This is a genomic window from Micromonospora sp. NPDC048894 (genome assembly GCF_040649765.1).
GTDB lineage: Bacteria > Actinomycetota > Actinomycetes > Mycobacteriales > Micromonosporaceae > Micromonospora > Micromonospora antibiotica.
On the sequence record NZ_JBEZFY010000010.1, the window covers coordinates 15,688 to 40,193 of the forward strand.

General features: G+C 73.1%; 22 protein-coding genes. 13 read left to right on the forward strand and 9 right to left on the reverse strand.

What is annotated here, in order from left to right:
• Positions 1–289 precede the first annotated feature (289 nt).
• The 7 genes from AB0C22_RS21450 to AB0C22_RS21480 all read left to right on the forward strand — a co-directional run bounded on the left by AB0C22_RS21450 (position 290) and on the right by AB0C22_RS21480 (position 7,888).
• Complete coding sequence (locus tag AB0C22_RS21450; protein ID WP_357536626.1) at positions 290–2,353, forward strand: M4 family metallopeptidase; 2,064 nt, start codon at positions 290–292, stop codon at positions 2,351–2,353.
• Between the two features lie 353 nt (positions 2,354–2,706).
• Entirely contained in the window at positions 2,707–3,132 is a 426-nt protein-coding gene (locus AB0C22_RS21455) for a helix-turn-helix domain-containing protein (RefSeq protein ID WP_219462217.1), read from the forward strand.
• Between the two features lie 191 nt (positions 3,133–3,323).
• Entirely contained in the window at positions 3,324–4,058 is a 735-nt protein-coding gene (modA, locus tag AB0C22_RS21460) for a molybdate ABC transporter substrate-binding protein (protein ID WP_357536815.1), read from the forward strand.
• Entirely contained in the window at positions 4,055–4,864 is an 810-nt protein-coding gene (modB, locus tag AB0C22_RS21465; protein ID WP_219462226.1) for a molybdate ABC transporter permease subunit, read from the forward strand. Before modA ends, modB begins: the two co-directional genes overlap by 4 nt.
• The gene (locus tag AB0C22_RS21470; RefSeq protein ID WP_357536629.1) at positions 4,861–5,922 is read left to right on the forward strand and encodes an ABC transporter ATP-binding protein; all 1,062 of its coding nucleotides are present in this window, start codon (positions 4,861–4,863) and stop codon (positions 5,920–5,922) included. The genes modB and AB0C22_RS21470 overlap by 4 nt, the downstream gene beginning before the upstream one ends.
• 221 nt (positions 5,923–6,143) lie before the next feature.
• Positions 6,144–6,593: a CBS domain-containing protein gene (locus AB0C22_RS21475; RefSeq protein WP_357536631.1), complete on the forward strand. Its 450-nt coding sequence runs from the start codon at positions 6,144–6,146 to the stop codon at positions 6,591–6,593.
• Positions 6,590–7,888, forward strand: coding sequence for an ArsB/NhaD family transporter (locus AB0C22_RS21480; RefSeq protein WP_357536633.1), 1,299 nt, complete (start codon positions 6,590–6,592; stop codon positions 7,886–7,888). Before AB0C22_RS21475 ends, AB0C22_RS21480 begins: the two co-directional genes overlap by 4 nt.
• Here AB0C22_RS21480 and AB0C22_RS21485 read toward each other — a convergent pair.
• From AB0C22_RS21485 to AB0C22_RS21505, 5 genes are all read right to left on the reverse strand, one after another.
• Positions 7,870–9,180, reverse strand: a complete 1,311-nt coding sequence (locus tag AB0C22_RS21485) for a cation:proton antiporter (RefSeq protein WP_357536635.1) — start codon at positions 9,178–9,180, stop codon at positions 7,870–7,872. The two genes, AB0C22_RS21480 and AB0C22_RS21485, sit on opposite strands and share 19 nt — an antisense overlap.
• A 90-nt stretch (positions 9,181–9,270) precedes the next feature.
• The gene (nhaA, locus tag AB0C22_RS21490; protein ID WP_219462234.1) at positions 9,271–10,599 is read right to left on the reverse strand and encodes a Na+/H+ antiporter NhaA; all 1,329 of its coding nucleotides are present in this window, start codon (positions 10,597–10,599) and stop codon (positions 9,271–9,273) included.
• A 297-nt stretch (positions 10,600–10,896) separates the two neighbouring features.
• Entirely contained in the window at positions 10,897–12,798 is a 1,902-nt protein-coding gene (gene htpG, locus AB0C22_RS21495) for a molecular chaperone HtpG (protein WP_357536637.1), read from the reverse strand.
• Between the two features lie 64 nt (positions 12,799–12,862).
• Complete coding sequence (locus tag AB0C22_RS21500; protein WP_357536639.1) at positions 12,863–13,525, reverse strand: class I SAM-dependent methyltransferase; 663 nt, start codon at positions 13,523–13,525, stop codon at positions 12,863–12,865.
• Positions 13,526–13,627: 102 nt separating this feature from the next.
• Positions 13,628–14,167 (reverse strand): DinB family protein, encoded by a 540-nt coding sequence (locus tag AB0C22_RS21505; RefSeq protein ID WP_219462239.1) that lies wholly within the window; start codon positions 14,165–14,167, stop codon positions 13,628–13,630.
• Positions 14,168–14,250: 83 nt separating this feature from the next.
• Between AB0C22_RS21505 and smpB the strand changes: the two genes are divergently transcribed.
• Complete coding sequence (gene smpB / locus AB0C22_RS21510) at positions 14,251–14,754, forward strand: SsrA-binding protein SmpB (RefSeq protein WP_219462247.1); 504 nt, start codon at positions 14,251–14,253, stop codon at positions 14,752–14,754.
• A 25-nt stretch (positions 14,755–14,779) separates the two neighbouring features.
• Here smpB and AB0C22_RS21515 read toward each other — a convergent pair whose 3' ends face one another.
• Positions 14,780–15,634: a hypothetical protein gene (locus AB0C22_RS21515; protein WP_357536642.1), complete on the reverse strand. Its 855-nt coding sequence runs from the start codon at positions 15,632–15,634 to the stop codon at positions 14,780–14,782.
• A gap of 211 nt (positions 15,635–15,845) precedes the next feature.
• On the opposite strand from AB0C22_RS21515, the gene AB0C22_RS21520 reads away from it, so the two are divergent.
• The gene (locus AB0C22_RS21520; protein ID WP_219462249.1) at positions 15,846–16,418 is read left to right on the forward strand and encodes a helix-turn-helix domain-containing protein; all 573 of its coding nucleotides are present in this window, start codon (positions 15,846–15,848) and stop codon (positions 16,416–16,418) included.
• Entirely contained in the window at positions 16,415–17,677 is a 1,263-nt protein-coding gene (locus tag AB0C22_RS21525) for an MFS transporter (RefSeq protein WP_308290757.1), read from the forward strand. The genes AB0C22_RS21520 and AB0C22_RS21525 overlap by 4 nt, the downstream gene beginning before the upstream one ends.
• A gap of 265 nt (positions 17,678–17,942) precedes the next feature.
• Here the strand turns inward: AB0C22_RS21525 and AB0C22_RS21530 are convergent, their stop codons facing one another.
• Together AB0C22_RS21530 and AB0C22_RS21535 are read right to left on the reverse strand one after the other, a co-directional pair.
• Positions 17,943–18,356, reverse strand: a complete 414-nt coding sequence (locus AB0C22_RS21530; RefSeq protein WP_219462250.1) for a type II toxin-antitoxin system Phd/YefM family antitoxin — start codon at positions 18,354–18,356, stop codon at positions 17,943–17,945.
• Between the two features lie 85 nt (positions 18,357–18,441).
• Positions 18,442–20,178: a M28 family peptidase gene (locus AB0C22_RS21535; protein WP_357536645.1), complete on the reverse strand. Its 1,737-nt coding sequence runs from the start codon at positions 20,176–20,178 to the stop codon at positions 18,442–18,444.
• A gap of 277 nt (positions 20,179–20,455) precedes the next feature.
• Between AB0C22_RS21535 and AB0C22_RS21540 the strand changes: the two genes are divergently transcribed.
• From AB0C22_RS21540 to AB0C22_RS21550, 3 genes are read left to right on the forward strand one after another with little or no spacing between them, the layout of a single operon-like run.
• Complete coding sequence (locus AB0C22_RS21540) at positions 20,456–20,980, forward strand: PadR family transcriptional regulator (RefSeq protein ID WP_208570643.1); 525 nt, start codon at positions 20,456–20,458, stop codon at positions 20,978–20,980.
• Positions 20,977–21,657: an ABC transporter ATP-binding protein gene (locus tag AB0C22_RS21545; protein WP_219462254.1), complete on the forward strand. Its 681-nt coding sequence runs from the start codon at positions 20,977–20,979 to the stop codon at positions 21,655–21,657. Before AB0C22_RS21540 ends, AB0C22_RS21545 begins: the two co-directional genes overlap by 4 nt.
• Positions 21,654–23,933 carry an ABC transporter permease gene (locus AB0C22_RS21550; RefSeq protein ID WP_357536647.1) on the forward strand — a complete coding sequence of 760 codons (2,280 nt, stop codon included), beginning with the start codon at positions 21,654–21,656 and terminating at the stop codon, positions 23,931–23,933. Before AB0C22_RS21545 ends, AB0C22_RS21550 begins: the two co-directional genes overlap by 4 nt.
• A gap of 50 nt (positions 23,934–23,983) precedes the next feature.
• Here AB0C22_RS21550 and AB0C22_RS21555 read toward each other — a convergent pair whose 3' ends face one another.
• Positions 23,984–24,445: a VOC family protein gene (locus AB0C22_RS21555; protein WP_219462260.1), complete on the reverse strand. Its 462-nt coding sequence runs from the start codon at positions 24,443–24,445 to the stop codon at positions 23,984–23,986.
• Positions 24,446–24,506: the final 61 nt, after the last annotated feature.

Sequence of the window (24,506 nt, forward strand, 5' to 3'; positions counted from 1 at the left end):
GAGAGGACGACCTGTTCAGGGCGGGGTGCATGACGGTCGTTCATCGAGCGGCAACAGTCGTACCGACGACAGTGTCCGATGGTTGCCCCGGTCAACCCATTGATATGGGTGCCTACCCGTGTGATCGTGCCTCCAGTGGTCGCCAACCCCCGGCGACCTGCGACGGACAGTCACCCCCACCGGGCCGCCGGCAGCCCGGAGACCGCCCGACGCAACCACGCCTCAGCGCAGCATCGGCGCGCGACCCCACCGGGTCTCGCAGCGCCGCCCGAGAACAGGAGCACCCCCCTTGAAGCTCTCACCCCGCCTCGTCGCGCTCTCCGGCGCGGTCGCGGCCGGCCTGATCGCCGCGGGCACCACCGCAGCGGTACAGGCCGCGCCCTCCCACCCCGCCCCCGACCCCGCCCAGGCCCGCGCCGCCGCCGTCGGCGCAGCCGGCTCGCTGGTCGCCAGCCGCCCCGGTTACCTGCACGCCAGCGCCGACGACGCGTTCGTGCAGCGGCCGGTCATCTCCTCCGAGGGCATGCAGTACGTGCCGTACGAACGCACCTACCGGGGCCTGCCCGTGGTCGGCGGCGACTTCGTCCTGGCGACCACCGCCACCGGGGAGGTCACCTACGCCTCCGTCGCCCAGCAGCAGAGCATCGGCGACCTGTCGACCACACCGAAGCTCACCACCACGGCGGCCGAGCGGATCGCCCGCGCCCAACTGCGCAAGGTCACCGGTGTCGAGGGCACCACGCTGGTCGTGCACACCCTCGGCGCCCGGCCCGCGCTGGCCTGGGAGACCACCGTCACCGGCACCGGCACGGACGGCCCCAGCCGGCTGACCGTCGACGTGGACGCCGTCACCGGCGCGGTGCTGGGCACCCAGGAACACGTCGTCCGGGGCACCGGCACCGGGGCGTGGAACGGCCCGGTCACCCTGACCACCACCCAGTCCGGCAGCACCTACTCGCTGAAGGACCCGGGCACCACCAACCTGAGCTGCCAGGACGCCGCGAACAACACCACCTTCTCCGGCCCGGACGACGTCTGGGGCAACGGCACCGGCACCAGCAAGGAGACCGGCTGCGTCGACGCGCTGTTCTCGGCGCAGACCGAGCACAAGATGCTGTCGCAGTGGCTGGGGCGCAACGGCGCGAACGGCAGCGGCGGCGCGTGGCCCATCCGGGTCGGCCTCAACGACCAGAACGCCTACTACGACGGCAGCCAGGTGCAGATCGGCAAGAACACCGCCGGGCAGTGGATCGGCTCGCTCGACGTGGTGGCCCACGAGATCGGCCACGGCATCGACGACACCACCCCCGGCGGCATCTCCCGGGGCAACACCCAGGAGTTCGTCGCCGACACCTTCGGCGCGGCCACCGAGTGGTTCGCCAACGAGCCGGCCAGCTACGACGCGCCGGACTTCCTCGTCGGCGAGAAGATCAACCTGGTCGGCAGCGGGCCGATCCGCAACATGTACAACCCGTCCGCGCTCGGCGACGCCAACTGCTACTCCAGCAGCATCCCGAGCCAGGAGGTGCACGCGGCGGCCGGTCCGGGCAACCACTGGTTCTACCTGCTGGCCATGGGCAGCAACCCGACCAACGGGCAGCCGACCAGCCCGACCTGCAACAGCAGCACGGTGACCGGTCTGGGCATCCAGAAGGCCATCAAGATCATGTACAACGCGATGCTGCTCAAGACGACCACCTCGTCGTACCTGAAGTACCGCACCTGGACGTTGCAGGCCGCCAAGACCCTCTACCCGGGCAGCTGCACCGAGTTCAACACGGTCAAGGCCGCCTGGGACGCGGTGAGCGTGCCCGCCCAGTCCGCCGACCCGACCTGCACCGGCGGCACCCCGACGCCCACCCCGACGGCGACCTCCACCCCGACGCCGACCCCGACCTCGGGCGGCTGCTCGGGCCAGAAACTGACCAACCCCGGCTTCGAGTCCGGCGGCACCGGCTGGACCGCCACCTCGGGCGTGATCACCTCGTCGGCCAGCCAGGCCGCGCACGGTGGCTCGTACAAGGCGTGGCTCAACGGGTACGGCTCGACCCACACCGACACCGTCACCCAGTCGGTGAGCATCCCGGCCGGTTGCCGGGCCACCCTGTCCTTCTGGCTGCACATCGACACGGCCGAGTCGGGCAGCACGGCGTACGACAAGCTGACCGTCAAGGCCGGCAGCACCACCCTGGCGACGTACTCCAACGTCAACGCCGCCAGCGGCTACGTGCAGCGCAGCTTCGACGTGTCGGCGTCGGCCGGCAGCACCGTCACCATCTCGTTCAGCGGGGTGGAGGACAGCAGCCTCCAGACGTCCTTCGTGGTGGACGACACCGCGCTTACCCTGAGCTGACCCCACACTGCCGGCAGCGGCCGGTCGTCGCACCCGCGACGGCCGGCCGTCGGCGTGTCGGCCCCCACCCGGCAGTCCGCGACGTGTCTGCCCGGTCGCGGCGACACCTGCGGCGGCCCACGATCCGGCTCGCTGATCTCCGATCGCCTCGTTCGCCCGACCCCGCCCGGCCCGGCACGGCGAACCGCTCTCCGGCCTCCGGGGCGGAGCCCACCGAGGTCGAGCTGGCCGCCGCCGTCACGGCCGCCTGCCACAGCCGGCCGCACATGCGACGATAGGACGGCATCGCACTTGGCTTCTACTAGTGATACGACCGCCTTCCGCCGGTAACTGCGAGTGGCTAGGGTGACCGGGTGAGCGTGTTTCGGATCAGTGAGGCCGCCGAGCTGCTCGGCGTCAGCGCCGACACCGTGCGGCGCTGGGTCGACGCCGGCCGGCTCCCCGCCCACCGGGACGCCCACGGGCACCGGCTCGTCGACGGCGTGGAGCTGGCCGCCTTCGTCCGCACCCAGTCCGCCGGCCCGGACGAGGGGGCCGAGTTCTCCTCGGCCCGCAACCGGCTGCGCGGGATCGTCACCGCCGTCGTCCGGGACACCGTGATGGCCCAGGTCGACATCCAGGCCGGGCCGTTCCGGATCGTCTCGCTGATGAGCCGCGAGGCGGTCGACGAGCTGGGACTCCAGGTCGGCTCGGTGGCCGTCGCGGTGATCAAGTCGACCACCGTCGTGGTGGAGCGACCCGCGCCCACCGGTCCGGCCAGGGGAAGGATCCAGCCGTGACCCACCCCGCCGCCGGCCCGGCCCCCCGCCACGCCACCGACGGCACCGCCACCGCCGGCCCTGCCAACGCCGGTCCCGCCGACGGCACTGCCGGGACCGGCCCGGCCGTTTGCTTGCACCGGCTCGGCGGCGGCGCGGTCGGCCGGCGGGTCCGCGCCGTCGTCGGCCTGCTCGCCACGGCCACCCTCGCCCTGACCGGATGTGGCGTGGACCGCACCGGTCCGGCTGACGACGGCGGCCCGACCGGCACGGTGACCGTCTTCGCCGCCGCGTCGCTGACCGAGTCGTTCACCGCCCTCGGCCGACGGTTCGAGGCGGACCACCCGGGCAGCACGGTCACCTTCAACTTCGCCGGCAGCTCCGCGCTGGCCACCCAGATCACCCAGGGTGCGCCCGCCGACGTCTTCGCCTCCGCCGCCCCGAGGAACATGGCCACCGTCACCGACGCCGGCCACGCCGCCGGCACCCCCACCGTCTTCGCCCGTAACCAGCTGGTCATCGCCGTACCCGAGGGCAACCCGCAGCGGCTCGCCGGGCTGGCCGACCTCACCCGGCCCGGGCTGAAGGTCGCCCTCTGCGCCACCCAGGTGCCATGCGGGGCGGCGGCGACCACCGCCCTGGACCGGGCCGGCGTCCGGGTCACCCCGGTCACCCTCGAACAGGACGTCAAGGGCGCGCTGGCCAAGGTGAAGCTCGGCGAGGTCGACGCCGCCCTGGTCTACCGCACCGACGCCCGCGCGGCCGACCGGGAGATCGACGGTATCGATTTCCCCGAGGCCACGCGGGCCGTCAACGACTACCCGATCGTGGTGCTGGCCGACGCGCCGAACCCGACGGCCGCCCGCGCCTTCGTCGCGCTGGTCCGTTCCGCGGCCGGCCGGACGGTCCTCACCGACGCCGGGTTCCAGCCCCCGTCGGGCCCGTGACCGCCCCCGCCCGCCGACGCGGCACCGGTCAACGGGTGCCGGTCGCGCTGCTCGTACCAGCTGCGCTCGGGTTGCTGTTCCTGGTGCTGCCGCTGGGCGGCCTGCTGCTGCGCACCCCGTGGACGTCGCTGGGACCGCGCCTCACCGCGCCCGGCGTGCTCACCGCGCTGCGGTTGTCCGTCCAGTGCGCCACCCTCGCCACGCTGCTCTGCCTCGCGCTGGGCGTACCCCTGGCCTGGTTGTTGGCCCGGGTCGAGTTCCCCGGGCGGCGGTGGGTCCGGGCGCTGGTCACCGTGCCGCTGGTGCTGCCGCCGGTGGTCGGCGGGGTGGCCCTCCTGCTGGTCTTCGGCCGGCGTGGACCGGTCGGCGGCTGGCTCGACACCACCTTCGGCGTCACCCTGCCGTTCACCACCACCGGTGTGGTGCTCGCCGAGGCGTTCGTGGCGATGCCGTTCCTGATCATCGCGGTGGAGGGGGCGCTGCGCGGCGCCGACCACCGCTACGAGGAGGCCGCCGCCACCCTCGGCGCGGGCCGATGGACCACCTTCACCCGGGTCACCCTGCCGTTGGTCGCCCCCGGCGTCGCCGCCGGGGCGGTGCTGTGCTGGGCCCGCGCGCTCGGCGAGTTCGGCGCGACCATCACCTTCGCCGGCAACTATCCGGGCCGCACCCAGACCATGCCGCTCGCGGTCTACCTGGCCCTGGAGACCGACGTGGAAGCCGCCGTCGTGCTCAGCCTGGTGCTGCTGACCGTCTCGGTGCTGATCCTCGCCGGGCTGCGCGACCGCTGGATCACCGGCCCGTGACCGGCCCGCTGCTGGACGGGCACCTGGTCGTCGACCGGGCCGGCTTCCGGCTGGACGTCCGGCTGCGCGTCGCCGCCGGTGAGGTGGTCGCGCTGCTCGGCCCGAACGGCGCCGGCAAGACCACCGCGCTGCGTACCCTCGCCGGGTTGCACCCGCTCAGCGCCGGGTGGCTGCGCCTGGACGGGGTGGAACTGGACCGCCCGGACGCGCGGCGGTTCGTGCGGCCCGAGCATCGACCGGTCGGCGTGGTGTTCCAGGACTACCTGCTCTTCCCGCACCTGACCGCCCGGGACAACGTCGCCTTCGGTCCCCGCCGGCAGGGGCTGCCCCGGCGGGCCGCCCGGGAGCGGGCCACCGACTGGCTGGACCGGGTCGGCCTGGCCGCGCACGCCGGACGCCGACCCCGGCAGCTCTCCGGCGGGCAGGCCCAGCGGGTCGCCCTGGCCCGGGCGCTCGCCGTGCAACCGACCCTGCTGCTGCTCGACGAGCCGCTGGCCGCGCTCGACGCGCGCACCCGGCTGGACACCCGGGCCGAACTGCACCGCCACCTCACCGACCACGCCGGGGCGGCCGTGCTGGTCACCCACGATCCACTGGACGCGCTGGCACTGGCCGACCGGCTGGTCATCGTCGAGGACGGCCGGGTGGTCCAGGAGGGCGACGCCGGCACGGTCACCACCCGGCCGCGCACCGACTACGTGGCCCGGCTGGTCGGGCTCAACCTGCACCGGGGCCGGGCCGAGGGCCGGCTCGTCCACCTCGCCGACGGGTGCGCCGTGCCGACCACCGACCGGCTCGACGGCGACGCCTTCGTGGTCTTCCCGCCCACCGCCGTCACCCTGCACCCGGAGCGGCCCGAGGGCGACGCCCCGCACACCTGGCCGGCCACCGTCGCCGGGGTGCACCGGCACGGGGACCACCTGCGGGTGCAGCTCACCGGGACGGTCAGCACCGTCGCCGACGTCACCCCGGTCGTCGCCGCCGGGCTGCGGCTCCTACCCGGGCAGCAGGTCTGGGCGAGCGTCCAGACCGCCGCGACGCGCGTCTACCCGGTCTGAGCGCCATCCCGGTCGGCGACCGTGCCCTCTCCCGCCGGGGCGTGCGACAGCGGGCCGGCACGGCGACGGGCGGTGCCCGGGAGAAGACCGGGCTTCGGCTTCTCGGGCGACATGCCGACTCCTGTCCACCGACGGATCTCGTACTAGGGTGACGGCAGGTGTGCCGGGAAGACTGGTCGGCGTGCGGTAGCCCATGCCCGAAACACCTTCGAGGAGTCGCCGTGCGCGCCAAGGACCTGGCGGTGCCGTTTCCCACGATCGCCCTCGACGCCCCGGTGCTGGAGGCTGCCCGGCTGCTCGCCGGGCACAACCTACCCGGGCTGATCGTCGTCGACGCCGCCGGTCGTCCCGTCGCGGTGCTGCCCGGCACCCAGGTGCTGCGTCTGGTCATCCCCGGCTACTGCCGGGAGGATCCGACGCTGGCCCGGATGATCGACGAGCCGTCGGCGGATGTCTTCCTGCGTGGGGCGGAGGGTCGTTCCGTGGCTGAGCTGCTGCCCCATGAGCAGCCCGGACCGCCCGTGGTCGAACCGCAGGCCACCGTCCTGGAGGTCGCTGCGGTGATGGCCCAGAAACGCAGCCCACTGGTCGCGGTCGCGGCCCGGGGCGCGGCGGTGACGGGCGGCATCACCCTGGACGCCCTGCTCGACCGGATGCTGGGTACGGCGTGAGCGGCCTGGCCTGGACGGCGGTGGCCGTCTTCACCGTCGCGTACATGCTGATCGCCACCGAGAAGATCCACCGGGTGGCCGCCGCCCTCGGCGGCGCGGCGGTGATGTTCCTGATCGGGGCAACCGACACCGAACACGCCTTCTTCTCCGAGCGGTCCGGCATCGACTGGAACGTCATCTTCCTGCTCATCGGCATGATGCTCATCGTCGCGGTGCTCAAACGCACCGGTGCTTTCGAGTACGTCGCCGTGTGGGCGGCCAAGCGCGCCCAGGGGCGACCGTTTCGGGTGATGGTGATCCTGGTGCTGATCACCGCCGTCGCCTCGGCGGCCCTGGACAACGTCACCACCGTGCTGCTCATCGCCCCGGTGACTTTCCTGGTGTGTGAACGCCTGGACGTGCCGGCGGTGCCGTTCCTCATCGCCGAGGCGATGGCATCGAACATCGGCGGCACCTCCACCCTGGTCGGCGACCCGCCGAACATCATCATCGGCAGCCGGGGCGGGCTGAGCTACAACGACTTCCTGATCCACCTCGCCCCGCTGGTGGTGCTGCTGCTGGTGGTCTTCCTGGGCCTGTGCCGGGTGCTGTTCCGGCGGGCTTTCCGCTACGACCCGACCCGTGCCGCGCAGATCGCCTCGCTGCGGGAGAAGGACGCGATCCGGGACCCTCGCCTGCTCATCCTCGGGCTGGCGGTATTCGGCGCGGTGACCGCCGCATTCGTCCTGCACACCACCCTGCACCTCGAACCGGCGGTGGTCGCCCTGCTCGGCGGGCTGCTGCTGCTCGCGTTGTCCCGCCTCGACGCCGGGGAGGTCAGCCGGGACGTGGAGTGGCCCACCCTGGTCTTCTTCGCCGGCCTGTTCATCATGGTCGGCGCGCTGGTCAACACCGGGGTGGTCGAGCAGATCTCCCGGGCCGCGATCGACGCCACCGCCGACCGGCTGCTGCCCGCCACGATGGTGCTGCTGTGGGGATCGGCCGCGTTGTCGGCGATCGTCGACAACATCCCCTACGTCGCCACCATGAGCCCGGTCGTCGCCGACATGGTCAACGCCAACGGCGACACCGCCCAGTCCCGGGTGCTCTGGTGGGCGTTGGCCCTCGGTGCCGACCTGGGTGGCAACGCCACCGCCGTCGGCGCCTCCGCCAACGTCGTGGTGCTGGGACTGGCCGAACGCGCCGGGCAGCGGATCACCTTCTGGCAGTTCACCCGGTACGGGCTGATCGTGACCCTGGTCACGGTGGGGCTGGCCGTGCCGTACCTGTGGCTGCGTTACTTCGTGCTGGCCTGAGCGTCGTCGGTGTCGCCGGTCCGGTCGGGCCCGTCTCCCGGTCCCGGCCGGGAGACGGGCGCGGGGCGGGCGGCCCGCCGCCACCGGTGCACCACCCCGTGCCACGCCGGTGCCTCCCGGGCCTCGTCGAAGGCGCGCGCCACCACCACGTCGGTGGAGGAGTGCGCCAGGATCGAGATGACGATGGTCAGCGCGACCAGGTGGAACACCTCGTCACCGGCGGCGATACCGGACTCCAGGACCAGCAGTCCGTAGACGACCGAGGCGAACCCCTTGGGCCCGAACCACATCGCGGCGGCCTGCTCGCGCAGGCTCAGCCCCGAGCGCAGGAAGGAGATCCACAACGCGAGCGGGCGGGCCACCACGATCGCCAGCACCGCGAAGAGCCAGCCGGCCCACGAGATCTCGCCGAGGAACTCCACCGAGATCAACGCGCCGAACACCAGCAGCGCGGCCAGCTTCAGCAACTCGGCGACGTTCTCCCCGAAGTGCTCGAACGCGGCCCGTTCCCGGGGCCCGAACGTGGCCACCGTGATGCCGGCGGCGAAAGCGGCCAGGAACAGGTTGCCGTGGGTGGCCTTGCCCAGCGCCAGCACGAGCAGACCGATGGCGACCCCGTTGAGCGGCGCGTACGCCGCCGAAGCGGCGAACCACCGGGTCCGCTCCAACGCGATCGCCGCCAGCGGCACCAGCACCCCGATCAGCAACCCCACCGCCAACTCGGTGCCCAACTCCCCCAGGTGCAGGTCGTCCGAGCCGGCCGCGACCGCGAGCAGCACCACCACGAACGGCAGCGCCAGGCCGTCGTTGACACCGGACTCGACGTTGAGCAGGTGCCGCAGCCGGGACGGTACCTTGTCGTTGCCGACCAGCGCGGCGGCGAACACCGGGTCGGTGGGGGCCAGGATCGCGCCGATCAGCAACGCCTCCGGCCAGTCCAGCCCGGCCACGTAGTGCGCCAGCACCGCCGTCACCAGCAGGGTCAGTGGCAGGCCCCAGCCCAGCGCGCGGCCCGGCAGCCGCCAGGCCGCGCGCAGGTCGGCCCAGCCGACCCGCATCCCGTCGGTGAACAGCACCGCGAACAACGCCAGCTCGGCCAGTTGCGCCACGATCGGCGAGTCGGCCCGTAGGTGCAGCACCCCGCCGGTGTTCTCACCGAGCAGGAACCCGGCGACCAGGAACAGCGCCGCGGTGGACAGGATCGTCCGGTGGGCCAACGCGGAAACCAGCACTGCGGCGAGCAGGACGGCGGCGAAGCAGAGCAGCAGCACGGCGAGACCTTCCAGGGGCACGGACCAGCACGGTGCCGACCAGACTTCCCGGCGCTCCTCGGATCGCCGTGATCATAGCGACCGGGTGGGGGCACCGCTGCGATGGCCGGGTCACCGCCCGGTGGGCCGCTCCGACTCCGGTTCGAAGACGTCCGGTACGCCGTCGCGGTCCAGGTCGATGCTCTCCGCGTCGTGCACCCGCCGGTAGACGCGTCCCCGGGCGCGCAGGATGACGCTGGCCAGCAGCGCAGACAGCAGTGAGCCGGCGAGTACGGCGATCTTGGCGTGGTCGTCCCGCTCACTGCCGAGGCCGAAGGCGAGTTCCCCGATCAGCAGCGAGACGGTGAAACCGATCCCGCCGAGCAGTGCGAGACCGAGCACGTCGAGCCAGTTGAGGCCCTCGTCGAGGTCGGCGCGGGTGAACCGGGACACCAGCCAGGTCGCGATCAGGATGCCGACCGGCTTGCCGATGATCAGGCCGACGACGATGCCGATCGCGACCCGGTCGGTCAACGCGGTGGCCAGGCCGGCGAGGCCGCCGACGGTGACGCCAGCGGAGAGGAACGCGAAGATCGGAACGGCGATCCCGGCGGAGATGGGCCGGACCCGGTGCTCGAAGTGTTCGGCCAGGCCGGGGCCGGCGTCCGGGCCACCGGCCGCCGCGCTGCGGACCACCGGGACGGTGAAGGCGAGCATGACGCCGGCCACCGTGGCGTGCACGCCCGACTCGTGCACCAGCACCCAGGTGAGGGCCGCCAGGGGCAGCAGCAGCCACCAGGACCGGACGCGGCGCTGCACCAGGAACGCGAAGGCGGCGAGCGGCAGCAGCGCGCCCAGCAGCGGGCCGACGGAAAGGTCCGAGGTGTAGAAGACCGCGATGATCATGATGGCGAGCAGGTCGTCGACCACCGCCAGGGTGAGCAGGAAGGTCCGCAGCGCCGACGGCAGGAACCGGCCCACCACGGCGAGCACCGCCAGGGCGAAGGCGATGTCGGTGGCGGTCGGAATGGCCCAGCCCCGGCCGGCGTCGGTACCCGCGCCGGCGGCGATCACGTAGTAGAGGACGGCGGGCACGACCACCCCGCCGACGGCCGCCGCCACCGGCACCGCAGCCCGGCGGGGATCCCGCAGGTCACCGGCGACGAACTCGCGCTTGAGTTCCAGACCGGCCACGAAGAAGAAAACGGCCAGCAGACCGTCGGCGGCCCAGGTGGCGAGGCTGAGATCCAGGTGCAGCGCCGCCGGGCCGACGGTGAGGTCCCGTAGCGCCTGGTACTGCTCCGACCAGGGAGTGTTGGACCAGACGAGGGCGATCAACGCCCCGACGAGCAGGAGTGCCCCGCCGACGGTCTCCTTGCGGAGAATGGTGGAGATGCGGCTGGTCTCGCCCCACGAGCGGCGGGCGAACAGGCTGGTACGGCGCCGGTCGGCGTCGGTCACGGAAACTCCTCGTCGGCAGGGGTCGCGTCATCCATCGCCGACCAGACTTCCCGGCACACCAGGACCCAGCCTATCCGCCGACGCGGCGAACACATCGACGTTCGCGACCTGGGCACGAGGCCCGGACGCGGCCAGCACCCGCGGCGGCCCGCACAAGCTCCCGCGCGCCGGGTAATTCCCGTACCGCTTCCCCGACCGGGTGGCCCGGTCACCCGGTCGGAGGGGCGCTCGGCACGGTCCGACGAGACGCGGTGCGCTGGTCCCGGCCGGGCACCTCCCGGCCGGGACCGTGCCGGATCAGAGGGTACGGGCCAACCGGTCGGCGAGCAGCCGGGCGAACCGGGCCGGGTCGGCCAGGTCGCCCCCCTCGGCGAGCAGCGCCGTGCCGTAGACCAACTCGGCGGTCTCGGTCAGCCCCGACGTGTCGTCGCCCCGCTGGTGGGCGACGCGCAGGGCGCTGACCAGCGGGTGGGTCGGGTTGAGCTCGAGGATGCGCTTGACCGGGGGCAACTCCTGCCCCATCGCCCGGTACATCTTCTCCAGGGTCGGGGTGATGTCGTGGGCGTCGCCGACGATGCACGCCGGCGAGGTGGTCAGCCGGGACGAGAGCCGAACCTCCTTGACCGTGTCGGCGAGCGCCCCGCCGAGGAAGGTGAGCAGCTCGGCGTACTCCTTGTTCTGCTGTTCCCGGGCGACCTCGGTGTCCTTGCGTTCCTCCTCGGTCTCCAGGTCGACCTCGCCCTTGGCGATGGAGCGCAGCGGCTTGCCGTCGAACTGGCCGACCCGCTCCACCCACACCTCGTCGACCGGGTCGGTGAGCAGCAGCACCTCGAAGCCCTTGGCCCGGAATGCCTCCAGGTGCGGCGAGTTCTCCAGCATGGTGCGGTTCTCGCCGGTGGCGTAGTAGATCTCGCCCTGGCCGTCCTTCATCCGCGCCACGTACTCGCCCAGGGTGGTGGGGTCGCTGTCGTGGTGGGTGGAGGCCACCGAGACCAGCTCCAGGATCGTCTCGGTGTTGTCCGCGTCCTCCAGCAGGCCCTCCTTGACCACCCGGCCGAACTCACCCCAGAAGGTGGCGAAACGCTCCGGGTTGCCGGTGCGCATGTCCTTGACCGTGGCGAGCACCTTGCGGACCAGCCGGCGACGGACGATCTGGATCTGCCGGTCCTGCTGGAGGATCTCCCGGGAGATGTTGAGCGACAGATCGTGCGCGTCCACCACGCCCTTGACGAAGCGCAGGTAGTTCGGCATCAGCGCGGCGCAGTCGTCCATCACGAAGACCCGCTTGACGTAGAGCTGCACCCCGCGCCGGCCGTCGGCCTGGTACAGGTCGTACGGTGCGTGCGCGGGCAGGAACAGCAGCGCCTCGTACTCGAAGGTGCCCTCCCCCCGCATGTGGATGGTCTCCAGCGGGTCGGTCCAGTCGTGGCTGACGTGCCGGTAGAAGTCCCGGTACTCCTCCTCGGCGACCTCGTCGCGCGGACGCGCCCAGAGCGCCTTGCGGGAGTTGAGGGTCTCCTCGGTGGGTTCGCCGCCGTCGACGCCCGGCACGGTGGTGCGGATCGGCCAGGCGATGAAGTCCGAGTACCGCTTGACGATCTGCCGGACCGTGGCGAGATCGGCGTAGTCGTGCAGGTTGTCCTCGTCGTCGGCGGGCTTGAGGTGCACGGTGACCGAGGTGCCCTGCGGGGCGTCGTCGACCGTCTCCACCACGTACGTGCCCTCGCCGCTGGACTCCCACCGGGTGCCCTCGGTCTGCCCGGCCCGCCGGGTGAGCAGGGTGACCCGGTCGGCGACCATGAACGTCGAGTAGAACCCGACGCCGAACTGGCCGATCAGCTCGTTGCCCGCGTTGTCCTTGGACTCCTTGAGCTTGCGCAGCAACTCGGCGGTGCCGGAACGGGCGATGGTGCCGATCAGCGACACGACATCCTCGCGGGACATCCCGACGCCGTTGTCCCGGACGGTCAGGGTCCGGGCGTCCGGGTCGATCACCAGCTCGATGTGCAGGTCGGTGGTGTCCACGTCGAGGTCGGAGTCGACAAGCGACTCCAGCCGGAGCTTGTCCAACGCGTCGGAGGCGTTGGAGATCAACTCGCGCAGGAAGATGTCCTTGTGCGAATAGATGGAGTGCACCATCAGTTGCAACAGCTGGCGTGTCTCCGCCTGGAATTCCAGCGTCTCGGTCCGACTGCTCACACCAACCTCCTCGTACGGTGGGCCAGATCCGCGCAACAGGATACGAGGTATCGTGGCGGCCCGGTCACGCCCGGTCGTCGTCCCGACGAACGAGCAGGCTGGCCTGCGGGGTGCGTTCCATGGCACCGGCGAACTCCTGCGGCGCCCGGCACATCCGGGCCTGCTCCGGCAGTCCGGCGGCGCTCAGCAGCGCGGCCACGTGGTCCGGGCGGCGGCGACGGAACGCCAGCGCCACCGGGTGGCCCCACGCCTCGGTGTAGCGGACCGTCTCGTCGCCGACCTGGAACGCGAGCAGGGCGTGCCCACCGGGGGCGAGGACCCGGCGGAATTCGGCGAACACCCGGGGCAGCCACTCGTCGGGCACGTGGATGACGCTGTACCAGGCGACCAGCCCGGCCAGCACCCCGTCGGCGACCGGCAGGTCCAGCATGGACCCCTCGACGAAGGTCAGGTCGGGGTGGGCGAGCCGGGCCTGCGCCAGCATGCCCGGGGACAGATCGAGCCCGGTGACGGCCAACCCGAGGTCGCGCAGGTGACCGGTGATCCGGCCAGGGCCGCAGCCGACCTCCAGCACCGGGCCGCCCCCGCCGGTCAGCACGGTCTCGGCGAACGCGGCGAGCACGGCCCGTTCGAGCGGCCGGGCGGCCAACTCACCACGGTTGCGGGTGGTGTACTCGGCGGCCATCGTGTCGTAGGAGGCGCGGGTCTCGGCGAGGAAGTCGGTCACGGCCGCGGACCCTACCGCCGGGCGGCTGCGCCGGGGGCTGCGCCACACCGCCCCTCGACGTCGGCCCCGGGCGGCCCCCGCCCGCGACGTCGCCCCGGGGGGTCAGCGGGTGGTCGTCGGGCGGGTGACGTCGTGTACGTGGTGCACCACGTCGTGCAGGAAGTAGACGGCGAAGCGGCGCACGGTGAACACCGAGCCGTTGCTGCGCCGGCCCGGCCGGTCCCACTGCACGGGCGTGACGGCGTCGAAGGCGGCGGCGGTCGACTCGGCCTGCGCGGCGAGTTCCCCGGCCACCCGGGCCGGTGACTGGTGGAAGTAGTCGTCCTCGACGGCGGTGGCGTCCTGGTCCCAGTTGGGGAAGACCGGGTCGTCCTCGTCGAGCATCAGCGCCAGCCGACCCCGGAAGATCCGGCAGGTGTCCCGCACGTGGCAGGCGTACTCCACCGGCGACCAGACGGTCGGCGCGGGCCGCCGGGTCGCGTCGGGCCGGGACAGCACGTCCCGCCAGACCGGGACGGTGGCGCGCAGCCGGCCCCCGGTGGCGTCGGCCCGCTGCGGCACGAAGCCGCACTCGGCGCAGCCGTCGTCGATGACGCCGGTCCAGTCCCGGTCCTCCGGTGTGATCGCCGCCCATTCCGACATGCGGCGATCCTGCCACGCGGGGTCCGGGCCGCAACCGACGGTAGGGTGTACGCCGCTGGCAGATCCGAGCGGAGGTGGTCGTCGTGTCGCGGGAAGCGGAGCGCAAGCTCATCGCCGCCAACAAGAAGGCCCGCCACGACTACACCGTGCTGAAGACCTACGAGGCGGGCATCGTGCTGGCCGGCACCGAGGTCAAGTCGCTGCGCGAGGGGCGGGTGTCGCTGGTCGACGCGTTCGCCCAGGAGAGCGACGGCGAACTGCTGCTGCACGGCCTGCACATCGCCGAGTACGGCTACGGCACCTGGACCAACCACCAGCCCCGGCGGACCCGCAAGCTGCTGCTGCGTCGGGTGGAGATCGACCGGATCCTGGAGAAGCTGCGCGACGGCGGGGTGACCCTGGTGCCCCTGTCGATGTACTTCAGCAACGGCTGGGCCAAGGTGGAGATCGCGCTCGCCCGGGGCCGCCGCTCGTACGACAAGCGCCAGGTCCTCGCCGAACGCGACGCCAACCGGGAGATCGCCCGGGAGCTGGGTCGTCGGCTCAAGGGTCGCCGCCCGGCTGGCGGGGGCCGCCGGCAGGGCTGACCTTCTCCCGGAGTGCCCTGCGGGCTCAGCCGGGGGCGCGGTCGTCGGCTGCGGCGGTGTCGGCGGTGCCCGGGGCACCGGCCAGCACGATCGCGGCGGCCACCGTGGTCAGGGTGGCCAGGACCGCCCAGGGCAGCCAACCGGGCCGGACCCCGTCACCGAGCAGCAGCACCCCGGCGACCGACGGGACGACGATCTCGACCGCCCAGAGTACGGCGGTGACCGGCCCGACCGACCCGTGCCGCAGCGCGTGCGCGTAGAGGATCGTCCCGGCCACCCCGGAGACGACGAGTCCCCAGCTGACCGGCTCCCGCAGCAGGTCCCAGGCCGCCGCGCCGGGGTGGCCCAGCGGGTCGGGGGGCGGGGTGAGCGCCCGCGCGCACAGCGCGGTGATCCCCCAGGCGAGGCCGGCCAGGGTGGCGGCGACGACCGGTCGGGCCACCCGCAGGGCGGCGGCCCCGGCGGCGGCGGTCAGCACCGCCGCGACGGCCAGGCCGACCCGGAGCGCCGTCGACGCGGTGACCGGCGGTTCGGGGCCGGCGGCCAGCGAGATGACGGTCAGGGCGGCGACGGTGAGCAGGATCGCCGCGGTGTCGCGGCGGCGCAGTCGCGCGCCGAGCACGATCCGGGCGATGACCACGGTGACGGCGAGGGAGCCGGCGGTCACCGACTGGACCGCGTACACGGGCAGTTTCTGGAGGGCGACCAGGGAGGCGAGCCAGGCCAGCGTGTCGCAGGCCAGGCCGGCGAGGTAGAGCGGGTGCCCGAGGGCACGCAGGGTGCTGGCGCCGCGCCGCGCCCCGACGGCCTGGAGGACCGAGCCGACGCCGTAGGCGAATGCCGCGCCGAGCGCGAAGGTCAGCGCGAGCCCGGACGTCACCGCCCGCTCCCGGCCCGGTCGGATCCGGCCGCCACCGCCGATCCGCTCATCGACACCGCCTCCGGCTCGCGGGCCGGCCGGTCCCCCGGCCGATGCTCCCGTCGGATTGTCCCCGCCCCGCGTGCGGTCCGCAGCGCGTCGACCGGCGGCCCACTGGACCAGCTATACAAGAACTCTTGTACTTCATGTCTTGTTCTTTTACCGTGGCGGCATGACGGAGGAACACCCCCGGCACCTGACCGACCCCCGGGCGATGCGGGCGCTGGCCCACCCGACCCGGTTGCGGCTGCTCGGCGAGCTGCGCGTGCGGGGTCCGCAGAGCGTCGGCATGCTCAGCGACGCCATCGACGAGGCGGTCGGTTCGGTCAGTTACCACCTGGGCAAGCTGGCCGAGCACGGCTTCGTCGAGGAGGCCCCCGAGCACGCCCGCGACCGCCGCGAACGCTGGTGGCGGGCGACGCACACCCGGACCTCCTGGGAGCCGGTCGAGCTGCTCGCCGACCCGGAACGCCGGGCCGCCTCCGACCTGCTCCGCCGCGCGGTCCTCGACCGGTACACCGAACGGCTCGGCCACTACCTCGACGTCGAGGCGACCCTCGACCCGCAGTGGGTACGCGGCACCGCCAGCAGCGACTCATGGCTGCACCTGACCAGCGACGAGCTGATCGAGCTGCGGGCCGACCTGGAGGCGCTGGCCGCCCGCTGGCAGGCCCGCAGCGACCCGGCCCGGCCGGGAGCCGAGACCGTGTCGCTGATGTACCACGCCTTCCGGGACCAGCGGTGACGCCGCGCCACCGTGGGCCGTTGGTCGGCCTGCTGGTCGGTCACACGGTCTCGCTCACCGGCAACATGCTCACCCTGATCGCGCTGCCGCTCTACGTGCTCGCCGAGACCGGCTCGCCCGCCGCCACCGGCCTCACCGGTGCGGTCGCCGCCGTGCCGGTGGTGCTCGGCGGGGCGCTCGGCGGGGTGCTGGTGGACCGGATCGGCTACCGCCGGGCCAGCGTCCTGGCCGACGTGGTGTCAGGGCTGACGGTCGCCGCCGTGCCGCTGCTCGACGCCACCGTCGGCCTGCCGTTCTGGGCGCTGCTCGGGCTGGTCTTCGCCAGCGGCCTGCTCGACACCCCCGGGCAGACCGCCCGCAACGCCCTGCTGCCCGAGGCGGCCACCGCCGCCGGGGTGCCGCTGGAACGGGCCGTCGGCTGGTACGAGGCCAGCGAGCGGGGCGCCCGGCTGATCGGCGCCCCGATTGCCGGCCTGCTCGTCGCCACCCTCGGTGCGCTCCCCGTGCTGGCCCTGGACGCCGTCACCTTCGCGGTCTCCGCGCTGGTCGTGACGGTGCTGGTGCCCCGGTCGCTGCGTCCGGCCACGCCGACCGATCCGGCCGGCGGCGGCTACTGGCGGGAATTCGCCGCCGGGGTGCGGTTCCTGAGCCGGGAGCCGCTGCTGCGCGCGGTGGTGCTGCTGGTGCTGGTGACCAACTTCTTCGACGCGACCAAGAGCAACGTGCTGCTGCCGGTGGTGGCCGACCGGGAACTCGGCGGGCCCACCGCGTTCGGCCTGCTGGTCGGCGCGATGGGTGGCGGCGCGCTGGCCGGGTCGCTGCTGTTCAGCGGGGTCGGCCACCGGCTGCCCCGCCGGGCCACCCTCGTCACCGCGTTCGCCCTGGCCGGTGCGCCGCCCTTCTGGGCGCTGGCCGCCGCGCCGCCGCTGCCCTGGATCGTCGCGGTCTTCGCCCTGTCCGGCTTCGCCGCCGGTGCGATCAACCCGCTGCTCGGCGCGGTGGAGCTGGAACGGGTGCCGGCCCACCTGCGCGCCCGGGTCTTCGGGGTGATCGGGGCCGGCTGCTGGGCCGGCATCCCGCTGGGCGCGCTCGCCGCCGGGGTGGCCGTCGACGGCTTCGGCACCACGCCCGTCCTGCTCACCGTGGGCGGCTGCTACCTGCTGGTGGTGCTCACCCCACTGCTGGGCGGCCCCTGGCGCACGATGGACCACCCGACCACCCCCACCCGCCCAACACGAGCCCCCACACCGGTCAACTGAACCCCACCCACCCAGGCCCCGTGCCCCTTCCCGTTCTCGGTGATCAAGAGGTTTGCGTCAGCTTCGATCTTCAGATTGACGCAAACCTCTTGATCACTTGACGCAAACTTCTTGATCACCGGGGTGGGGTGGGGCGAGCGGGGCGGGAAGTGGAGTCGGGTGGGCATGACGCGTCTACCGGCGGGCGTGCCGGTCGTGGCACGGGTCGGGAGCGGCCCGGGCGTCGGGGTTGACGCGGTGGCCTTGGGTGTCGGGTGTGCCCGGGTCAGTCGCGGCGCAGGTCGGCCTGGGCGGCGCGGAGCCGGTCGACGGCGGGGTCGGTGCCGGGTGGGACGTGCCGGTCCAGCTCGGCCCAGACCTCGGCGAGGGCGTCGGTCATGGCCCGCAGCTCGGCGGCGTGCCGGCGGGCGCCCTGCCGGTGTGACTCCTCCAGCCGGCGGGCCCAACCCGCGGTCACCGTCCCCAGGCGTTCGTCGTCGGCGCGGGCCTGGGCGGCGCTGCGGGCGGCGGAGGCCGGCACGATCGCGGCGACCGGCCGGGGGTCGCCGTCGCGGGTGACCAGGGTGACCGTGTCGGTCAGCTCGGCCATCGCGATCAGCTGGGTCAGCCGGGTACGCAGCTCGCGCAGCGGCACGGATCGGGGTTGACCACTGTGGTGGGACAGCGCGGGGGCAGCCATGTCCCCATGGTCCGACCGGGGTATGACATTTATCGCCATGACGGTCCGGGTGGGGTGGACCAGGCGTCCACCCCACCCGGGTCGGTCAGCTCACCTGCAACGTCACGTCGTCGATGACGAAGCTGGTCTGCAACGAGGAGTCCTCGGTGCCGGTGAACTTCAGGGTCACCGTCTGGCCGGCGTACGCGCCGAGGTCGAACGAGCGCAGCGTGTAGCCGCTGGCCTTGTTGAGGTTGGAGTACGTCGCCAGCGTGGTGCTGCCGACCTGCACCACCAGCTTGTCGTACGCGACGGTGGTGGTCCGCTCGGCGGTGTCGATGTGCAGGTAGAAGGCGAGGGCGTAGGAGGAGCAGCCGGCCGGCACGGTCACCGACTGGGACAGGGTGTCGGTGCTGGTGCTGCCGTTGCCGTTGAGCCATGCCTTGTAGGAGCCGGTGCGGGCCGGCTGGCTGGACGAGTTGGTGATGACGCCGGAGGTGGCCGTCCACGGCGTGGTGCCGGACTCGAAGCTGCCGTTGCCGACGACCTGCCCGCCGGTGCAGCTACCGGTGACGGTGACGGTGACGGTGTAGCTGGCCGTGCGGGTGGCCGAGCCGGTGCCGGTCACGGTGAGGGTGAAGCTGCCGAGGCTGGCGCTCGACGAGGCGCTGACCGTCATGGTGGCCGAGCCGCCGGAGGTGACCGACGACGGGCTGAACGAGACGCTCACGCCGCTGGGTGCACCGGAGGCCGACAGGGCGACGGTCTGGGCGCTGCCGCTGGTGGTGGCGGTGCTGACCGTGGCGGTGGTGGAGCCGCCCCGGGTGACGCCACCCGAGGTCGGGCTGACCGCGACGGAGAAGTCGTTGGTCGGGGTGCCGCCGCCGACCGCGAGGTCCCAGATGGCGTACGCGACGCCGTCGGCGCTGCGGTTGAGCCCGGTGGCGTTGATGTTGCTGGTGGTGTCGCAGGACGAGTGGTAGCACGGGTCGTACGCGGCGTTGGCGGTGCCGCCCCACTTGCTGGCCTGGGCGCTGGTCTTGCGGGCGCTGGCCCCCATCGCGTAGCCCGAGGTGGGGATGCCGGCCTGCTGGAACGAGTAGTCGTCGGAGCGGCCCTGGCCCTCGGTGTTCTCCTCCGGCGACAACCCGAGGGAGTCCCAGTACGCCTTGAGCGGCGCGGCGGTGGTGGAGGTGACCCGGTTGATGAAGTAGCCGCCGTTGGTCGAGGCGACCATGTCGAAGTTGTAGTACCCCTTGATGTAGCCCTTCTGGGCGGTGGTCAGGGAGTTGACGTAGAACTTGGAGCCCTGCAGGCCCTGCTCCTCGCCGTTCCACCAGGCGAACCGGACCCGCTTGCTCATGGTCGGGTTCTGCTGGGCGAGCACCAGGGCGTTCTCCAGCAGCACCGACGAGCCGGAGCCGTTGTCGTTGATGCCCGGTCCGGCGGCGACGCCGTCGAGGTGCGCGCCGAACATGACCACGTCGGTGGTCGGGCCCTGCGGCCACTCGGCGATCACGTTGTTGCCCTGGTAGGTGCAGCTGGTGCAGGTCTGCTCGGTGACCGTGTAGCCGGCGGCCTGGAGCTTGGACTTCACGTAGGCGACCGAGGCGGTGTAGCCGGCCGAGCCGGCCCGCCGGTTGCCGCCGTTGCTGGTGGCGATGCTCTGGAACTGGGCCAGGTGCGCCTGGACGTTGGCGACCTGGACGTCCGGCGCGGCGAGCGCGGCGACGGCCGGCGCGGCGGTGGCCGGCCGGGCGGTCGGGGCGGCCGTGGCCGGTGGCGCGGCCAGGGCGAGCGTCACCGCGGTGACGGCGGCGATCGCCAGGGTTCTGCGCTTCATGCGTGCTCCTCATGGGGGTCGGCGGGGCATCCGCCCGGGCGTCACCGTCCCGTCTGTCGGATGTGACCGGGGGTGGACGGGCGACCCGCGATCCGGGGGTGGGATCGCGGCGGAAACGCCGGGGAAGCAAACACTGACATGTATCAATCTGCGGGTCAATCCGTCGGACGGTGTCACATTCGCGGGCGACACCGCGGGGGTCACCGGGAGCCGGCCACGACCACGTCGGCGCTGGGTGTAGACAACGCGCGTATACGCGGTGTGTATAGTCGCCGGCATGTCCATCGGCCAGACCTTCCTCGGCCTGCTGGAGGCGACCCCCCGGCACGGCTACGACATCAAACGGCGCTACGACGAACACTTCGGCCACTCCCGCCCGGTCGCCTACGGCCAGGTCTACGCGACCCTGTCCCGGCTGCTGCGCGGCGGCTTGGTCGAGGTGGAGGCGGTCGAGCCCGGCGAGGGCCCCGACCGCAAGCGGTACGCCATCACCGAGGCCGGCGTCGCCGACGTGGCGCAGTGGCTGGCCCGCCCGGAACAGCCCGAGCCCTATCTGCAGAGCATCCTCTACACCAAGGTGGTGCTCGCCCTGCTCACCGGCCGCGAGGCCGCCGAACTACTCGACGTGCAGCGCGCCGAGCACCTGCGGCTGATGCGGGAGCTGACCCGGCGCAAGCGCGGCGGCGATCTCGCCGAACAGTTGATCTGTGATCACGCGCTCTTCCACCTGGAGGCCGACTTGCGCTGGCTGGAACTGACCACCGCCCGCCTCGACGACCTGGCCGCGCGGGTGCGCGCATGAGCGCCCCGCTGCTGGTCGCCGAGGGCCTGCACCGCAGCTTCGGCGAGACGGCCGCACTGGTCGACGCCGGGCTGCGCATCGACGAGGGCGAGGTGGTCGCGGTGCTCGGGTCGTCCGGCTCCGGCAAGTCCACCCTGCTGCACTGCCTGGCCGGGATCGTCCGCCCCGACCGGGGCCGGGTCGTCTTCGACGGCCAGGACCTGGTGACGATGAGTGACGCCCGGCGCAGCGCCCTGCGCCGGGAGGCCTTCGGGTTCGTCTTCCAGTTCGGCCAGCTGGTGCCCGAGCTGACCTGCCTGGAGAACGTCGCGCTGCCGCTGCGGCTGGCCCGGGTCCCCCGGCGTGCGGCCGAGCAGCGGGCCGGGCAGTGGCTGGAACGGCTGGAGGTCACCGACGTGGCCGGCAAGCGCCCCGGCGAGGTCTCCGGCGGCCAGGGGCAACGCGTCGCCGTGGCCCGCGCGCTGGTCACCCGCCCCCGGGTGATCTTCGCCGACGAGCCGACCGGAGCGCTGGACTCACTCAACGGCGAACGGGTCATGCGGCTGCTCACCGAGGCCGCCCGGGACAGCGGGGCGGCGGTGGTCCTGGTCACCCACGAGGCACGGGTGGCCGCGTACTCCGACCGGGAGATCGTGGTGCGCGACGGGCGGACCCGCAACCTGGAGGTGGCGGCGTGACCGGTCGGGGCGCGCTCGCGGACCTGGCGATGGGTGCCCGGATGGCCGTCACCGGCGGCCGGGAGGGTTGGACCCGGGCGCTGCTCACCGCCGTCGGCGTCGGCATCGGGGTGGCCATGCTGCTGCTGGCCACCGCCGTGCCCGGGGCGCTCGACGCCCGGCAGGCGCGCGGCGACGCCCGCGACGACCTGCGGTTCGGCGAACAGATCGCGGCCGGTCCCGGCACCCTGCTGGTGCACGCGCTGGACACCGAGTTCCGGGGCCGGCCGGTGCGGGGCCGACTGCTGCGGCCGGAGGGACCGGCCGCCCCCGTCCCGCCGGGGCTGACCGCCCTGCCCGCCCCCGGGGAGGTGGTCGTCTCCCCCGCCCTGCGCCGGCTGCTCGACTCCCCCGACGGCCCGCTGTTCACCCCCCGGCTGGGCGGCGCGCGGGTCACCGGGACCATCGCCGACGAGGGCCTCGCCGGCCCCAACGAACTGGCCTACTACCAGGGCGACGACCGGCTGTCCGACACGTCCGGGGCGACCCGGCTGGACAGGTTCGGCGGCGGGTTGCCCGGCGAGGGTCTCGGCCCGGTGCTGATGCTGCTGGTGGCGGTCATCTTCGTGGTGCTGCTGCTGCCCATCGCGGTGTTCCTCGGCTCCGCCGTGCGCTACGGCGGTGAGCGACGCGACCGGCGACTCGCCGCGCTGCGCCTGGTCGGCGCGGACACCACCATGGTGCGGCGGATCGCCGCCGGGGAGGCCGCCGCCGGTGCCCTGCTCGGGGTCGTCGTCGGCATCGGGTTCCTGCTCGCCGGTCGCCAACTGGTCCCGCTGGTCACCCTCTACGACATCAGTGTGTACGCCGACGACATCCAGCCCCCCACCGCGCTGCTGCTGGCCGTCGTGCTGGCCGTGCCGGCGCTGGCCGTGCTGGTGGCGATGCTGGCGTTGCGCGCGGTCGTGGTCGAGCCGCTCGGAGTGGCCCGGCGTAGCACCCCGGTCCGCCGTCGGCTCTGGTGGCGGCTGCTGCTGCCCGCCGTCGGCCTGGCCATGCTCCTGCCCGTGGCCGGTCTGCGCGAGGGCGACGGCGGGGTCACCCGGTGGGTGGTGCCGGCCGGCGCGGTGCTGCTGCTGATCGGCACGGTCACCGTGCTGCCCTGGCTGACCGACCTGCTGGTACGACGACTGCGCGGTGGTCCGGTGTCCTGGCAGCTGGCGGTCCGCCGGGTGCAGCTGGACAGCGCCACCTCCGCCCGGCTGGTCAACGGCATCGCCGTGGCCGTCGCCGGCACGATCGGTCTGCAGATGCTCTTCGCCGGGATCGCCGGGGACTTCACCACCGCCAGCGGGCAGGACACCTCCCGGGCGCAGGTGCAGGTGCAGTTCCTGGACCAGCCGGACCTGGCCCGGGTCCTGCGGCAGCTCGGCGGGGCCGACGGGGTAACCGCTGCGACCGGCACCCTCGTCTCCGTGGCCACCATCGGCTCGCCGGACGGCCCACCGGTGGAGATCCGGGTCGGCGACTGCGCCGCGCTGGCCGAGTTCGCCCGTCTCGACCGGTGCGCGGACGGGGACACCTTCCTGGCATACGATCCGAACGACCCGACGGTCATCCCCGCCGACGCGATGCTGGTCGTCCGCGACAACTCCCGGTGGCGGCTGCCCACGGCGGCCCGTGCCGCGCAGGCCCGGCCCGACCCGGCCGGCTGGATGCAGAACGGTGTCCTGCTCACCCCCGCAGCCGCCGCCACTCGGACCCTCGGTCCGCTGCATTCGACCGTCTACCTCAAGCTCGACCCCGCCAAGCCGGACGCGGTCGAACACGTCCGCAACGCCGTCGCCGCGATCGACCTGGCCACCCCCGTGTCCGTGTTGTCCTCGACCATCGAGTCACCCCGGTTCGCCGACATCCGGCGCGGCCTGGCCATCGGCACGGTCGTCACCCTGCTGCTGATCGCCACCAGCATGCTGGTCGGCACGCTGGAGCAGCTGCGGGAACGCCGCCGGCTGCTGGCCATGCTGGTGGCGGTGGGCACCCGACGCAGCACCCTCGGCTGGTCGGTGCTGTGGCAGACCGCCCTGCCGGTCGGGGTCGGGCTGGTGCTGGCGGTCGGCTTCGGGCTCGGCCTCGGCGCGGCCCTGCTGCGGATGGTGCAGGCCCCCGTCACGGTCGCCTGGCCGGTGGTGGGCTTCGCCGTCGGTCTCGGCGCGCTGGCCGTCCTGGCGATCAGCGGGCTGAGCATGCCGCTGCTGTGGCGGCTCACCCGCGCCGACGGGCTGCGCACCGAGTGACCGACCGGTCCGGGTCGGCGACGTCGCCGACCCGGACCGGATCAGGGCGGTCAGCCGGCGTACGGGGTGGCGACGTCGAGGACCCAGGTGACGCCGAACCGGTCGGTGAGCATGCCGAAACCGGGGGCCCATGGCGACGGGCCGTACTCCTCGATCAGGTCGGCGCCCTCGGCGAGCCGGTGCCAGAGCGCGCCGACCTCGTCGGCGTCGTCCCCCCGGACGGCGACGAAGAACCGCTCTCCGGTCAGCGTCGTGCCGTTCTTGCGGGTGGTGGTGGTCGGCGCGGCTGCGGCGGGGGCGCCGGCGGGCACGTCGTAGGCCATGATGGCGAAGCCGTTGTCGGCGGTGACCTGGCCGAAGACGACCCTGTCGGCGTCCGGCAGGTCCTTCGGCATCCCCAGGTCGCCGTAGCTGACGACGGTGCTGCGGCCACCGAAGACGGCCTGGTAGAACTCCAGCGCCGCACGGGCGTCACCCCGGAAGTTGAGGTGCGTGGTGGCGGAGATGGCCATGGTCGACTCCTTGCTGATGGTGCTCGACGCCCGGAAGTGGGCTGGTCAGGAGCAAGATTTG

Bases quoted from the DNA above. Each gene is read 5' to 3' on its own strand.
- AB0C22_RS21505 (WP_219462239.1), bottom strand. From the start codon at position 14,167: ATGTCGGAATGGGCGGCGATCACACCGGAGGACCGGGACTGGACCGGC.
- AB0C22_RS21520 (WP_219462249.1), top strand. From the start codon at position 15,846: ATGACGGAGGAACACCCCCGGCACCTGACCGACCCCCGGGCGATGCGG.
- AB0C22_RS21530 (WP_219462250.1), bottom strand. From the start codon at position 18,356: ATGGCTGCCCCCGCGCTGTCCCACCACAGTGGTCAACCCCGATCCGTG.
- AB0C22_RS21535 (WP_357536645.1), bottom strand. From the start codon at position 20,178: ATGAAGCGCAGAACCCTGGCGATCGCCGCCGTCACCGCGGTGACGCTC.
- AB0C22_RS21540 (WP_208570643.1), top strand. From the start codon at position 20,456: ATGTCCATCGGCCAGACCTTCCTCGGCCTGCTGGAGGCGACCCCCCGG.
- AB0C22_RS21545 (WP_219462254.1), top strand. From the start codon at position 20,977: ATGAGCGCCCCGCTGCTGGTCGCCGAGGGCCTGCACCGCAGCTTCGGC.
- AB0C22_RS21555 (WP_219462260.1), bottom strand. From the start codon at position 24,445: ATGGCCATCTCCGCCACCACGCACCTCAACTTCCGGGGTGACGCCCGT.